This is a genomic window from Cardiobacterium hominis (assembly GCF_900637305.1).
Taxonomy (GTDB): Bacteria; Pseudomonadota; Gammaproteobacteria; order Cardiobacteriales; family Cardiobacteriaceae; genus Cardiobacterium; species Cardiobacterium hominis.
Map to the genome: position 1 here is coordinate 2,312,569 of NZ_LR134365.1, position 14,222 is coordinate 2,326,790.

General features: G+C 56.4%; 15 protein-coding genes. 9 read left to right on the forward strand and 6 right to left on the reverse strand.

The features are described from left to right. Positions 1-33: 33 nt before the first annotated feature. From dinB to EL199_RS11150, 5 genes are all read right to left on the reverse strand, one after another. Complete coding sequence (gene dinB / locus EL199_RS11125) at positions 34-1,095, reverse strand: DNA polymerase IV (protein ID WP_004143322.1); 1,062 nt, start codon at positions 1,093-1,095, stop codon at positions 34-36. Positions 1,096-1,464: 369 nt separating this feature from the next. Then, positions 1,465-3,867, reverse strand: coding sequence for a DNA topoisomerase (ATP-hydrolyzing) subunit B (gyrB, locus tag EL199_RS11135; RefSeq protein WP_004143321.1), 2,403 nt, complete (start codon positions 3,865-3,867; stop codon positions 1,465-1,467). Between the two features lie 148 nt (positions 3,868-4,015). Then, positions 4,016-5,389, reverse strand: a complete 1,374-nt coding sequence (locus EL199_RS11140) for an anaerobic C4-dicarboxylate transporter (RefSeq protein ID WP_004143320.1) — start codon at positions 5,387-5,389, stop codon at positions 4,016-4,018. A gap of 90 nt (positions 5,390-5,479) precedes the next feature. Further along, positions 5,480-5,770, reverse strand: a complete 291-nt coding sequence (locus EL199_RS11145) for a hypothetical protein (RefSeq protein WP_004143319.1) — start codon at positions 5,768-5,770, stop codon at positions 5,480-5,482. A gap of 169 nt (positions 5,771-5,939) precedes the next feature. After that, positions 5,940-6,545, reverse strand: a complete 606-nt coding sequence (locus EL199_RS11150) for an RNA pyrophosphohydrolase (protein WP_004143318.1) — start codon at positions 6,543-6,545, stop codon at positions 5,940-5,942. Positions 6,546-6,661: 116 nt separating this feature from the next. Between EL199_RS11150 and EL199_RS11155 the strand changes: the two genes are divergently transcribed. Next, entirely contained in the window at positions 6,662-6,847 is a 186-nt protein-coding gene (locus EL199_RS11155; protein WP_004143316.1) for a (2Fe-2S)-binding protein, read from the forward strand. Positions 6,848-6,892: 45 nt separating this feature from the next. On the opposite strand, the gene plsY is transcribed toward EL199_RS11155, so the two are convergent. After that, positions 6,893-7,552: a glycerol-3-phosphate 1-O-acyltransferase PlsY gene (plsY, locus tag EL199_RS11160; RefSeq protein WP_004143314.1), complete on the reverse strand. Its 660-nt coding sequence runs from the start codon at positions 7,550-7,552 to the stop codon at positions 6,893-6,895. A gap of 44 nt (positions 7,553-7,596) precedes the next feature. On the opposite strand from plsY, the gene EL199_RS11165 reads away from it, so the two are divergent. From EL199_RS11165 to EL199_RS11200, 8 genes are all read left to right on the forward strand, one after another. Continuing rightward, the gene (locus EL199_RS11165; RefSeq protein ID WP_004143312.1) at positions 7,597-7,959 is read left to right on the forward strand and encodes a dihydroneopterin aldolase; all 363 of its coding nucleotides are present in this window, start codon (positions 7,597-7,599) and stop codon (positions 7,957-7,959) included. 9 nt (positions 7,960-7,968) lie between these two features. After that, a complete protein-coding gene (locus EL199_RS11170) occupies positions 7,969-8,307 on the forward strand; it encodes a hypothetical protein (RefSeq protein WP_004143310.1) in 339 nt (112 codons plus the stop codon). Beyond that, positions 8,265-10,061, forward strand: coding sequence for an aspartate--tRNA ligase (aspS, locus tag EL199_RS11175; protein ID WP_040356123.1), 1,797 nt, complete (start codon positions 8,265-8,267; stop codon positions 10,059-10,061). Before EL199_RS11170 ends, aspS begins: the two co-directional genes overlap by 43 nt. Positions 10,062-10,112: 51 nt before the next feature. Next, positions 10,113-11,783 (forward strand): coiled-coil domain-containing protein, encoded by a 1,671-nt coding sequence (locus EL199_RS12865; RefSeq protein ID WP_004143307.1) that lies wholly within the window; start codon positions 10,113-10,115, stop codon positions 11,781-11,783. Between the two features lie 15 nt (positions 11,784-11,798). Then, complete coding sequence (locus EL199_RS11185) at positions 11,799-12,170, forward strand: hypothetical protein (RefSeq protein WP_004143305.1); 372 nt, start codon at positions 11,799-11,801, stop codon at positions 12,168-12,170. A 139-nt stretch (positions 12,171-12,309) separates the two neighbouring features. Then, on the forward strand, positions 12,310-12,759 hold the full coding sequence (locus EL199_RS11190) for a tetratricopeptide repeat protein (RefSeq protein WP_004143303.1): 450 nt from the start codon (positions 12,310-12,312) through the stop codon (positions 12,757-12,759). Positions 12,760-12,768: 9 nt separating this feature from the next. Continuing rightward, on the forward strand, positions 12,769-13,482 hold the full coding sequence (gene dnaQ, locus EL199_RS11195; RefSeq protein ID WP_040356118.1) for a DNA polymerase III subunit epsilon: 714 nt from the start codon (positions 12,769-12,771) through the stop codon (positions 13,480-13,482). A 2-nt stretch (positions 13,483-13,484) separates the two neighbouring features. Beyond that, the gene (locus EL199_RS11200; protein ID WP_004143299.1) at positions 13,485-14,162 is read left to right on the forward strand and encodes a hypothetical protein; all 678 of its coding nucleotides are present in this window, start codon (positions 13,485-13,487) and stop codon (positions 14,160-14,162) included. The last annotated feature ends 60 nt before the right edge of the window (positions 14,163-14,222 follow it).

Genomic DNA, 14,222 nt, shown 5'->3' on the forward strand with positions numbered 1-14,222 from the left:
AAAGGGTAATGTTCTTGTAATGGCTTACCGTCTTCACAGTAATGGTATTTGCCGCGATTGGACGTCTTCTCGCAGGCCGGAATAGGTGATGCCGACGAGGCGCACCGGGCGCGCCGGGGCGATTTCTTGCAGCAGGCGGGCGATCCAGTAGTGCGCGTCTTCTTCGCGGGCAAACGGGGTGGAGAGTGTCTGGCGGCGGGTGGTCTGGCTGAAGTCGCTGTATTTGAGTTTGAGCGTCAAGGTGTGCGGTTGCAGGTGGCGGCGTTGTACGTCGGCAAAGGCTTCGCGGTTTTGCGCGAGCAGCGCCTGGTAGAGTGCGGCGTGGTCTTCGATGTCGCGCGCGAAGGTGGTTTCGCTGCCGATGGATTTGCGTTCGCGCGCGGCTTCTACCGGGCGCAGGTCAATGCCGCGCGCCATGTCGTAATAGAAGTCGCCGTGTTTGCCAAATTCGTGGCGCAGGGTTTCGCGCGAGAGGCGGCGCAGGTCGGCGCCGGTCTGGATGCCCAGCGCGTGCATATGCGCGGCGGTCGCCTTGCCGATGCCGTGAAAGCGCTCAATGGCAAGGCTGGCGACGAAATCCGCGCCTTGCGCCGGGGTGATGACGGCGATGCCGTTCGGTTTGTTCAGGTCGGAGGCGATTTTTGCCAGCATTTTGTTGTAGGAGACGCCCGCCGAGGCGGTAAGCCCGGTCGCGGCGAGGATTTCCGCGCTCAGGCGTTCGGCGATGCGGGTGGCGGAGCCGTTTTCATGCGGGCTGTCGCTGACGTCCAGATAGGCTTCATCGAGCGAAAGGGGTTCGACGGCATCGGTGATGGCGAGCATCAGCGCGCGGATTTGCAGGCTGACAGCGCGGTACACGGCAAAGCGCGGCGGCGCGAGGATGAGCTGCGGGCAGCGCTGCTGCGCGCGGTGGGTGGACATGGCGGAATGGATGCCATAGCGGCGCGCTTCGTAGCTGGCAGCGGCAACCACGCCGCGTTCTTCCGCGGCGCGCGCGACGATAAGCGGCTTACCGCGCCATTCGGGGTGGTCGCGCTGCTCCACCGAGGCGTAGAAGGCGTCCATGTCGATGTGGATGATTTTACGTGGTGACATGGTTGCCAAAGGTTGTTATCGCCATTCCTCTAGGGCGTGTTTGCATTTCCGTGGATAAGCGCCTCTCCCTCTGGGGCAAGTATTGCTCGCGTAGCGACAAGTATTGCTTGCGCAGCAAGAGAGAGGGGGTGAGGGCAGCAATCAATTGAAAAACCGGAATTTCGATTCATCAACAACATCGCCCACCCCCTCCCCAACCCTCCCCCGCTGCGGGCTTCGCCCTGCGGGGGAGGGGGACTCAAATTGCAAACAGCCCCTAACGCCTCATCTGTCGTTACATTTCCTCGCTGGGCAGTTGGGGGAAGCCCGCGTCGTGTAAAGGCGTTCTGTCTTCGTTGATGCGCCTTGTTCCGAGGTTTTAGGTATATGTCAGATGTCGATGTTGGCGCTGTTGGCGTTGTCTTCGATGAAGGCGCGGCGCGGTTCGACTTCCTCTCCCATCAGCGTGGTGAAGATTTCGTCCGCCAGCCGCGCGTCTTTGAGTTGTACTTGCAGCATGCGGCGCACCGCCGGGTCGAGCGTGGTTTCCCACAGTTGTTCGGGGTTCATTTCGCCGAGGCCTTTGTAGCGCTGGATGTCGTAGGCTTTTTTGCCTTCGGCGAGCAGGGCGTTGATGACTTGGTGGAAGTGTTCGACTTCGAGGCGCTCTTTGCTGTTCTGGAAGTAGGCGCCGTCGCCCAGGAGGCCGCGCACTTTTTTGCCGAAGGTGTTGATGTGGCGGTATTCGTTGCTGTCGGCAAAGTTGGGGTCGAAGGTGTTTTGGCTGAGGTTGGCGTGTTGTTCGATGCGCACATTGATGCGTGCGACTTCTCCCGGCAGGATTTCGGCGCGCAGGGCTATGCCCGCTTCTGCAAAGCGGTCCAGTTGGCGCTGGTAGGCGGCGAGCCATTCTTGTAGCGCGTGCGCGTCGGCGAAGGTGGCGTGGGTGAGTTCCGGCGCTTCGATGAGGGCGTGCAGGACGCGGCTGTCGTAGCGGTGCAGGCGTTTGATGAGGTTTTCGATTTGTCCGTGTTCGCGCGCCAGCGCTTCAAAGGCTTCTTTGGTGATGGCGGGCGCGTCGGCGGCGAGATGCAGGTTGGCGTCGTCCAGCGCCTGGGTCAGCAGCAGTTCGTTTAGTTCGTGGTCGTCTTTCAGGTATTGTTTGTTGCGGCCTTTGGTGACTTTGTACAGCGGCGGCTGGGCGATGTAGATATGGCCGCGTTCGACGAGTTCGGGCATTTGCCGGTAGAAGAAGGTGAGCAGCAGTGTGCGGATGTGCGCGCCGTCCACGTCGGCATCGGTCATGATGATGATGCGGTGGTAGCGTAGTTTTTCGGCGTCAAAGTCGTCCTTGCCGATGCCGGTGCCGAGTGCGGTGATGAGGGTGCCGATTTCGGCGGAGCCGAGCATTTTGTCAAAGCGCGCTTTTTCGACGTTCAGGATTTTGCCTTTGAGCGGCAGGATGGCCTGGAATTTGCGGTTGCGTCCCTGTTTGGCAGAGCCGCCCGCTGAGTCGCCTTCCACGATGAAGATTTCGGAGTGCGCCGGGTCTTTTTCCTGGCAGTCGGCGAGTTTGCCGGGCAAGCCTGCGATGTCGAGCGCGTCTTTGCGCCGCGTCATTTCGCGGGCTTTGCGCGCGGCCTCTCTGGCGCGCGCGGCATCGACGATTTTGCCGGCGATGGTTTTGGCTTCACCGGGGTGTTCGAGCAGGTATTCTTTGAGTTTGTCGGCAAGGACGTTTTCTACCGCGCTTTTGACTTCGCTGGAGACGAGTTTGTCTTTGGTCTGCGAGCTGAATTTGGGGTCGTGCACTTTGACGGAGACGATGGCGGTGAGTCCTTCGCGCGAGTCGTCGCCGCTGGTGGCGATTTTGGCTTTTTTCAGCAGGCCTTCTTCTTCCATGTAGGCGTTCAGGGTGCGGGTCATCGCCGCGCGGAAGCCCGCGAGGTGGGTGCCGCCGTCGCGCTGCGGGATGTTGTTGGTAAAGCAGTAGACGTTTTCGGCGTAGCTGTCGTTCCATTGCAGGGCGATTTCGACGGCAACGCCGTCTTTGTCAGCGGCGCAGTAGAAGATGCTGGGGTGAATCGGGGTTTTGTTGCGGTTCTGGTATTCGACGAAGGCTTTGACGCCGCCTTCGTATTGGAAGATTTGGTTTTTGTCGCTGCGTTCGTCGCGCAGTTCGATGCGCACGCCCGCGTTGAGGAAGGAGAGTTCGCGCAGGCGCTGGGCGAGGGTGTCGTAGTCGTAGATGACGGTGCCGAAGGTGTCGCTGCTGGCGAGGAAGTTGATTTCGGTGCCAGTGCTATCGCTGTCGCCGATGATGGCAAGCGGCGCTTGCGGTTCGCCGTGGCGGTAGGTTTGTTGGTGGATGTGGCCGTCGCGCTTGATGGTCATGGTCAGGCGCTCGGAGAGGGCGTTCACCACGGAGACGCCGACGCCGTGCAGGCCGCCGGAGACTTTGTAGGCGTTGTCATCGAATTTGCCGCCTGCGTGCAGGACAGTCATGATGACTTCGGCAGCGCTGCGCCCTTCTTCGGGGTGGATATCGACCGGGATGCCGCGGCCGTTGTCGCGCACGGTGATGGATTCGTCTTGGTGGATGATGACGTTGATTTCGGTGCAGTATCCAGCGAGGGCTTCGTCGATGGCGTTATCGACGACTTCAAAGACCATGTGATGCAGGCCGCTGCCGTCGTCGGTGTTGCCGATGTACATGCCGGGGCGGATGCGTACCGCTTCCAGTCCTTTGAGTACGCGAATGCGGGAGGAGTCGTAGGAGTTATTGTCGCTCATGGGTCTCTCTGGGTCCTTGTATAGAAAGGCGAAATTATAGCATAAGCGGCGGTTTCAGGGCGGGTTTCCAGAGGCATGTGGCGGGGTACGCGCACAAAAAAAAAGAGGGCGTGTTGCCCTCTTTTTTTGCCGTTGGCGCATTGCGCCTTTACATCGCCGGCGCGATGGGGGTGATGATGACTTTGGCAATGGCAAGGCCAACCAGGCAGGCGACGCCGACACCGATGAGGCCGGGTACCATGAAGCTGTGGTTGAAGTAGTATTTGCCGATTTTCGTCGTGCCGGTGACGTCGAAGTTCACCGTGGCGATGTCCGACGGGTAGTTGGGAATGAAGAAGTAGGCATAGGTCGCGGGCATCAGGCCGATGAGAACCGGCGCCGGGATGCCAAGGCTGATGCCGACCGGCAGCAGCATTTTCGCGGTCGCCGCCTGGCTGTTAATCAGCACGGAGACGCCAAAGAGGGCGAAGGCGAAGGTCCACGGCGCGTGTTTGACCATTTCCTGAATGCTGCCCTTGACGTGCGGCATGGCGAAGGAGAAGTAGGTGTCGCTCATCCAGGCGATACCGAAGATGGCAATGGCCGCGACCATGCCGGATTTGAAGACGACGCCGTTCGGCACGGTTTGCACGTGGGTGCGGGTGGCAAGCAGGATGATGCCGCCGAAGCCGAGCATGAACATCTGGATGATGACGCTCATGTCGATCGGTTTTTCCATGCCGGGGATGGTGCGGATGGCAGGCAGCATGGCAACGACAACGATGCTGACCAGCGCGAGGATGAAGAGCAGCACGGAGTTGCGCGCCGCGGGCGGCAGTTCTTCGTTCAGAGTGGTGCTGGTGGTGCTCAGGATGCGGTCGCGCCAGACCGGGTCTTGCATGCGGCGCTGGTATTCCGGGTCGTCTTTCAATTCCTTGCCGCGGCGCAGGCTGTAGAGCGAGAGTGCGAGGGTTCCGGCGAAGGTAGCAGGAATGGTGACGGCGACGATATCCAGCAGCGAGACGTTAGCAAACGCTTCAATGTGCGCGATGTCTTTCAGATAAAGGGCGACGACGGCGGAAATCGGGCTGCCGGTAATGGCGAGCTGCGAGGCAACTGATGCCGCGGCCATCGGGCGTTCCGGACGGATGCCGTTTTTCAGCGCGATATCGCCGATAATCGGCATGATGGAGTAAACCGCGTGCCCGGTGCCGAGCATGATGGTCATGGTGTAGGTGACAATCGGCCCCAGGATGGTGACGCGCTTCGGATTCTTGCGCAGGATGCGTTCGGCGACCTGCAGCATGTATTTCAGACCGCCCGCCGCTTCCAGTACGGAGGCGCAGGTAACGACGGCGAGGATGACGAGCATGACGTCCACCGGTGCCTTGCCCGGCGGCATGCGCAGTACCAGTACCTCGAACATCAAACCGATACCGGACACCACCCCCAGACCGATACCGCCAAAGCGGCTGCCGGCATAGAGGAAGCCCAACAGGAGAAGGAACTCGGCGATAAGCGTGAGTTCAAGTGATAACGACATAGTTGCCTCTTTGAAATGTTGTGGAAAGGAGCGCCTATGATACGCCCGCCACGGGGATTTTTGAGGATTTTTCGCGGCGCCGTGTGGCGTTTAATCGTGTTTGCGCACAATGCGGACGATACGCCGCGCCGGGCGCTGCGGCTGATTGTGCGAAATCTGCGGGTCGTCGATGACTTCAATATTGCCGTTGATACGCACGCGGCGCACCACAAACTGCACATGCCCGCCGCGTGCCTGCATTTGCTCCATATGCGCATACGCCATTTTGGCACCGAGATGCAGGCTGACCACCACCGGCTTTTCATTCACCGCATCGGAATAGAGTGCCAGCACCGCATAAGCGATGTTCTCACGACCGAATATCAAACCTTCAGACAACATGGCGGCATTTATTACAAAAAAATTGCAGGATGGTTAGGATAGCATGAATTACCGGGTGGCAGTGGATATTGCAGCGCCCGCCTGCTTCATCCGCTTACATCATCAAAAGGCCTGTAGCACGTAACAAACGTTGCATAAAGAAAAAACCCCGTCTCCGGGGCTTCCAATCCTAAAACTTCGCGGCAAACGATGGCGCCTTGTGACGCTTGCCCGCCTTGCGTATCGCCTGTGGCGCCGTGGGCGGCAGCGGCTTGCTGAGCGGCACGTCCGGCGGCAGGAGGCGCGCCAGCTCGTCCAGCGCCTGTTTGTACACCTTGCGCTTGAAATGTACCACTTCGCCCGGCGGGGCGTAGTAATCAATCCAGCACCAGTCGTCAAATTCCGGTGGCTGGCTCGATGCATTGAGATTCACCGCCGGATCGCCGCTTTCCAGGCGCAGCAGGAACCATTTTTGTTTTTGCCCGATACATTGCACCATGCCGGGGCGGCGTTTGCGACGGTAACGCACCGGTAGGCGATAATAAAGCCAGTCCGCCGTTTCGCCCAGCAGGGTCACGTCCGCCGGTCGCAACCCCGTCTCCTCGAACAACTCGCGCCACATCGCCTGTTCGCTCGATTCGCCCGCATTGATGCCGCCCTGCGGGAACTGCCAGGAATCCTGCCCGCTCCGCCGCCCCCAGAAAGCCTGGTTGCGCTCGTTGAGCAGCACGATACCGACATTAAAGCGGTAGCCCTGCGCATCGAAAATATTGTTATCTGATTGATCTCTATCCATGCAATATATTGTTTCATAAACGCTGCTTGCGCACAACGCGCCGCCCGGGAAAAAGGTTTTGACGGGTTCGTCGTTTCACGATAAATTAAAACCCATTAACAACCTTTCTCAACACCATGTACGTTTGTATTTGCCAAGGTATTACCGATCGCCAGATTCTAGACGCCATTGAGCGCGGCCACGGCAGCAGCGCCGCTCTTGCCGACGCACTCGGCGCGGGAACATGCTGCGGACGCTGTCAGGACACGGTGGAGTCGCTGGTACAGTCCCGCGCCAAGCCGACGCTCTGGCAAGTCGCCTGAAACCGCTCACAAAAAAGCCCCGCTTGCCGGGGCTTTTCTCATAAATCAATCCTCGTCATTATCGTCGTCGTCATCATCACTAAGCGGTTTACTCTGTCCGAAAGGAATTTCCTCGCCCTTAATCAGGCGCTCAATGTTGGAGCGGTGGCGATAAATCAGCATGCCGACCATGACGAACACCGCCAGCCGCAGATAATCCAGTGGCGCATAGAAAATGGTCGCAATCACGGCGAAGCCGGCAGCAGTCAGCGCGGAGAGCGAGGAAATCTTCGTATTCCAGAAGACCGCCCCCCAGATACCGACGGAAAGCAGCGCCACCACCGGGTTCCAACCGAGCAGCACGCCAAATGCCGTTGCTACGCCTTTACCGCCTTTCAGCTCGAAAAAGATGGGGTAGAGATGGCCGAAAAACGCACCCAGACCAACAAGGATTATCGTCAAATCATCCACGCCCGCCGGGAAGAAGCGCCGCAGGATGGCGAAAAAAACCAGCGGCAAAAAACCCTTGAGACTGTCGCCCGCAAGCGTCAGTGCTGCTGCTTTTTCACCGGCAATACGCAGGACATTGGTCGCACCGGGGTTGCCGGAGCCGAGCGTGCGCGGGTCGCCGTAGCCCATCGCGCGGCAAACGATAACCGCCGATGACAACGAACCGCAGAGATATCCGGCGAATGCGCCAAAAATCCAGAAAAGAAGATGTTGCATAAAACCCCCTGTGCGATAATTCCAGTTTTTCAGCCCGTAACCTTATGAACACACAAGACATCATCTACATCCATGCCATCAAGGTGCGAACCGTTATCGGCATTTTGCCCCATGAGCGCGCCATGAAGCAAACCCTGATTATTGATTGCGAACTCGGCACCGACACCCGTGCCGCCGGGGCAAGCGACGACATCGCCGACGCGCTGAACTACGCCGCCATCTGCGACAGCATCACCGCCTTCGCCGCAAGCGCCAACTACCAGCTGCTCGAAGCCTTTGCCGAAGCGCTTGCCGCCACACTGCTCGAACAATACCCGGCAGAAAACATCCGCCTCGACATCCAGAAACCGGGCGCGCTGGAAGCCACCCGCGAAGTCGGCCTGCGCATATACCGCGCGCGGAAATGAAGCACTATAATGCAGCCGCTTGAAAAACCACGACGCACCAGCCCCTGGCACGCCCTGCTTGCCATAGCCCTCGGCCTGCTCCTTGGCGACCGCAGCGGCGGCATGATCAGCTACTGGCTCGTACCGGAAATCATGCGGCTGGAACTCAACTGGCTGGACTACGCGCAAAAAATCCCGCGCCTCCTGCAAACCGACTTCCCGCCGGGCATCAGGAACACCATCCTGCACGCCAAACTCGCGGGCGCAGCCCTCGGCGCGCTGACCGCGTACACCCTCTACCACACATACCAAAAAAGGAAAAAACCATGTACAGAAAACACTACGCGGCAGACGTCACCGAAACACTAGACGGCCAAACCGTCCAGGTTGCCGGCTGGGTACACCGTCGCCGCGACCACGGCGGCGTTATCTTCATCGACCTGCGCGACCGCAGCGGCCTCGTCCAAATCGTCATCGACCCTGATACCGCAGACGCCTTCGCGCTCGCCGAACAAGTACGCAACGAATACTGCCTTGCCATCGAAGGCCGCGTCCGCCTGCGCCCCGCCGGTACCGAAAACCCCGACCTCGCCAGCGGCAAAATCGAAATCCTCGGCAAACAACTCACCGTCCTCTCCAAATCCGAGCCGCTGCCCTTCCAGCTGGACGAAGACAACGTCTCCGAAGAAATCCGCCTCAAACACCGCACCATCGACCTGCGCCGCGACGTCATGCAAAAAAACCTCATCCTGCGCAGCAAAGTCGCGGCCAGCCTGCGCCGCTACCTGGACGAACACGGCTTCATGGACATCGAAACCCCGATGCTCACCAAAGCGACCCCCGAAGGCGCGCGCGACTACCTCGTGCCCTCGCGCACCCACCCCGGCAAATTCTTCGCCCTGCCGCAATCACCACAACTCTTCAAACAAATGCTGATGATGAGCGGCTTTGACCGCTACTACCAAATCGTCCGTTGCTTCCGCGACGAAGACCTGCGCGCCGACCGCCAGCCCGAATTCACCCAGCTTGACATCGAAACCTCCTTCCTCGAAGAAGAAGACATCTTGCAAATCATGGAGCCGATGATCCGCGGCATCTTCAAAGAGCACCTCGGCGTCGAACTCGCCAACCCCTTCCCGCGCATGACCTACCGCGAAGCCATGCGCCGCTACGCCTCCGACAAACCCGACCTGCGCATCCCGCTCGAACTGGTGGACATAGACGACCTCGTCAAAAACAGCGGCTTCAAAGTATTTGCCAGCGTCGCCGCGCAGGATAACGGCCGCGTCGTCGCCCTGAAAATCCCCGGCGGTGCCAAACTCACCCGCAAAGAAATCGACGACTACACTGCCTACGTCGCCCGCTACGGCGCCAAAGGCCTCGCCTACATCAAAGTCAACGACGCAACCAACGTCGAAGGCCTGCAATCACCCATCGTCAAATTCCTCACCACCGAAGGCGGCGCGGAAGGCGCGATTGCACTCGACATCATCAAACGGGTGGACGCGCAAAACGGCGACCTCATCTTCTTCGGCGCAGACAAAGCCAGCATCGTCAACGACGCTATCGGTGCGCTGCGCATCAAAGTTGGCCACGACCTCAACATGCTCACCTGCGACTGGGCGCCGCTGTGGGTGGTGGACTTCCCGATGTTCGAATACGACGAAAAAGACGGCCGCTGGTACTCCATGCACCACCCCTTCACCCAGCCGAAAACCGCGAACCTCGACGAACTGGACACCAACCCCGGCGACGTCCTCTCGCGTGCCTACGACATGGTGCTGAACGGTACCGAAATCGGCGGCGGCTCCATCCGCATCCACCGCGACGACATGCAACAGCGCGTCTTCAAAAGCCTCGGCATCGGCGCAGAAGAAGCGCAAGAAAAATTCGGCTTCCTGCTGAACGCACTAAAATACGGCTGCCCGCCGCATGGCGGCATCGCCTTTGGCCTTGACCGCCTCATCATGCTGATGGCAGGCGCCAAATCCATCCGCGACGTCATGGCCTTCCCGAAAACCCAAACCGCATGGTGCCCGCTCACCGACGCACCATCCGAAGCCTCGGAAGCACAATTGCGCGAATTGCACATTCGCAAACGGCAGGTCGAAAAGAGCGAATAAAACTACCAATATGGGGCGGTGCAAACCGCCCCAAAACATACGAGCCAAAATATGTCCGAAGTAGTTATCCTTATTATCCTTTTAACTCTGTTTTTATCTCTTATCTCATGGGCGGTAGAAAAAATTAAAAAATCTAAAGTAGCTAAGATAACCAACAATGTTTTGGATGCCCTTTACCACGTTGCCTCAGGAATAAATCATGCCACATCAGAAATGGAGAAAAACGTTTCTGAATGGGCAGAAAAAAAGCGAGCGGAACGAGCGAGTATAGCGCAAACAGAAACTATTAGTAAACCCTCTGTACATACCAATAAAATACCGGAGACAAGAAAGATGAGTGCATGGGATGAATGGAAACTACGCAACAGAGCGAAATTAAATGAGCATCCCTATGATTATGAAGAAATGTTCGTCAATATAGTACTGATGAAAATTGCCGAAATTCAGCCATCCGAGGTTGTTTCCCAATACCATTTTTTAGATAACAATGGTAAGAACAGATATATAGATTTTGTCATAGAGAATAAGGCCAAAAACTGGCTTTTGCCTATTGAGTTAGATGGCTATACAAAAATGCAAATGGGTTATGAAAAATTTGATGATTTCCTTGCGCGCCAAAATGCATTAATTAAGCAGTTTAGTATAGTTTTAAGATATAGCAATAAAAAGTTTCGCGACCATCCTGATTTAGTCATTAGCGAGATTAGGGAAACCTTGAGGTTACAGCAACAAGGAAAAATAATCTCTAAACCAGCCATTGAACGACTTAAGGAAGAAATAGAGAAACTTAAGGCTTTTTTAGCAAAAGCAAAGCAAGAAAACGACAAAAAAATCATAAATATAATTGAAGACCATGAAAAACAAATAAAAATATTTGAAGAAAAAGAACGCAAGCATCAAGAAAAATTGCAAAAAGAGCAAGAAAAACGTGTAGCAGCAGAACGCAAACAGGAAGCGGCCGAGCGTGAGCGGCAAGACTCAATTGTAAGACAAAAAAGAGCAGAAGAAGCAAGGCAAGAAGCATTAGAAAAGCAGCTTGTGGCAGAAACCGAGTGGCGAGAAGCCTCACTTATCGCAATGGAGGCAGAGAAAAAATATCAAGAAGAAAAAAGAAAAAGAGAGCGAATAGAAGAAGAACTTGAAGATGAACTTTGCGACAGGCCTTCTAATAACAATAAATGGCTATACGCTGGATGTTTTCTCTTTGCGGGAATATCACTTACAGCAGCAACTGTATATTTCTTTGAGCGAAAGCCTACTTCTGCATCTCCCCGTATTGAGCAAATTACCAATAGTGAAAAGACAAACCCAATTCCACAGCAATCACCTTTACCCGTAACGGAAAAAACTTCTGCCGCTATACCGGTACCTACACCGCAGCCAGTCGTAATACAGTCGTCTATCCCCGTGCAGACTGTACAGATTGCGCAACCCGTCATGGACTATATTGCGCCTGATGCTGCCAAAAATCATATTGGCGAAATTCATAAAATTTGTGGCAACGTCGTAGAAGTTAAAACCTTTAGTAAAGGCGTTTATCTAAATTTTGAAGAAAAATATCCAAACCAGCATTTTACCGCCGTGATTTGGAAAAATAACAAAGCATTGTTCCATCAATCTGCGCAATTTGGCAATGAGTATATTTGTGTTTCTGGCAAAATTGAAGCATACCACCAGAAACCACAGATCATCATCAAATCCGCATCTCAAATTTACTCATAATTTTTGGAGTACGCCATGAAAAGAAAAATTTTTATTGCCAGTTTGCTGGCTGCAGTCTTTAGCATTTCTGCCTTTGCTGATGGCGAAGCACACATCGAAGCCATAAAAGCGCCTTTCCATGTTGGTAAAACGGTTATGGCGTGTGGCATTTTGGCAGAGGTTAGTCATCAAGAATCCATCCATTTCCTCAATTTCGACAAACCCTTCCCGGAACAAACCTTAGCCATTGTGATTTTTGCTGCCGATTACGCGCCTTTTGAAGCACGGTTAGGCAAATTGGAGCATCATGTTGGCGCACGATTCTGCGCCAGAGGAAAAATCGAAGAATATAACGAGCGTTTACAGATAAAGTTAAAGAATCCGCAGTTTTTACGCTTAATGAAATAAAAAAGCCCCCGGCCTTGTGACCCTGATACGCATATCAGGCAAAACCGGGGGGATTGATGGCGCGCATTATAGCCTGCACGCGCCAACTGTCAACCGTACTGCTTATACCTCACGTTAAATCAACCTATTAAGGAACCCCATGACCGAACTCGATAGTCACTTACACATCCGCATCAGCCGCTTCTGCGAAATCGGCGATACCCTCGCCGAAGAAGGCAAATACAGCGATGCTGTCGCTTCCTACCAATACGCCTGGAACCTCCTCCCCGATCCCAAAGAAAACTGGGCAGCGGCGACATGGATTCTCGTTGCCATCGGCGACGCCCATTTTTTGAACAGTAACTACCCCGCCGCCCTCACCGCCTTGGAACATGCGATGCGCTGCCCGGAAACCATCGGCAATCCCTTCATTCATTTGCGCCTCGGCCAAACCCAATTTGAACTGGGCAATAAAGACCGCGCCGCTGATGAATTGATGCGCGCTTATATGGGCGCCGGTGCAGAAATCTTTGCCGAGGAAGCGCCAAAATATCTGGAATTTCTCGGCACCGTTGCCGAAGGCATCGAAAGTCCCCGCCCGCTGCAATAAGGAAATCCCATGCGTCAAATCATTTTCGATACGGAAACGACGGGCATGAATTTCAACGGCCGCGATAAATCGGAAGGCCATCGCATTATTGAAATCGGCTGCGTTGAACTCATAGACCGCCGCCCGACCGAGCGTTATTTCCACCGCTATCTCAACCCGGAGCAAACCATTGAGGCAGATGCCATCCGCGTACATGGCATTACCAATGAGCGCGTCGCGAACGAGCCAACTTTCGCCGCTGTCCTGCCGGAATTGTTGGAATATCTTGAAGGGGCGGACGAGCTCATCGCGCATAATATGCCGTTCGACCAATCTTTCTTTAACCGCGAATTCAAACTCGCCGGGCTGAAATATAAATTGGAAGACCGCTTCCGCCTGCTCGACACGCTGGATCTCGCGCGCAAGAAAATCAGCGGCATCAGCCGTTTCAGTCTCGACAGTCTTTGTAAATACTACGGCATCGACAACAGCAACCGCACCCTGCACGGCGCGCTGCTCGATTCGCAGTTACTCGCCGAAGTGTATTTGAAACTGACCACCGAACAATCCGGCTTTGATTTCGCCGCACCCGACGCTACGCCCGCGCCGCAACCCGTGGAAACCGTCAGCGTCGCTGCACCTGTACCCGCTGCGCCAAGCCAGCCAGGCGCGTGGCTGGCGATTGCCGTACCCGATGAAGAAGCCGCCGCGCATCGCGCCATCATGGAAAAACTGCGCGGCTGACCATGCCTCCCATCCTCGCCACCCTGAAAACCCTCCCCGCCCGCTACTGGTGCCGCGCCGCCGCCGCACTCATCAGCCTCTACTTCGGCGCGGCTTTCGTCCACGGCGTTCTCTGGCGCGGGCACGTCGCGCTTCTGCCGTGGCTGCTGGCGCTCCTCACCAGCCTCGCACTCGCCGCCCTACCCTGGCTGTGGCTGCGCTACCACGCGCAGCTTTTCCGCGCCCGCACCAGACCGCCGACCATCCACGAACAAACCCTCGCCCGCGCGCACGCCGACCTCGTCGCGCTGCGCGAAAACGCGGTGCAATACCGCAGCCGCGCCGACGGCGAGCGCATCGGCCTGCTTCTCGAACAGCTCTGCAACCACAGCGAGACCTATCTTGAAGGCCTGCGCGGCGATGACGAGCGCATCCGCGCCAACCGCCCACTGCTCACCGTTTACCTGCCTGAACTGGTGTACATCAGCCTGCTCTATCTGCAACTGCCCGCAGCCGAGCTGGGCGAACACAACCGCCGCCAACTGCTGCAACTGGTCGGCGACACGCACGACCTCGTACAAAACGGCCACCAACACCAGCGCGCCCGCACCCTGCGCGACCTCGAAACACGCATGGAAGTCTTGCGCGAGCGCCTGCATCCCCCCGCGACAGAACCCCGGCAAAACGAAGCCAAAAACTGACAAACCCGCTATAATTGCGCGACTTTCCACCACATTAACGAAACCGCCATGACCACCTTC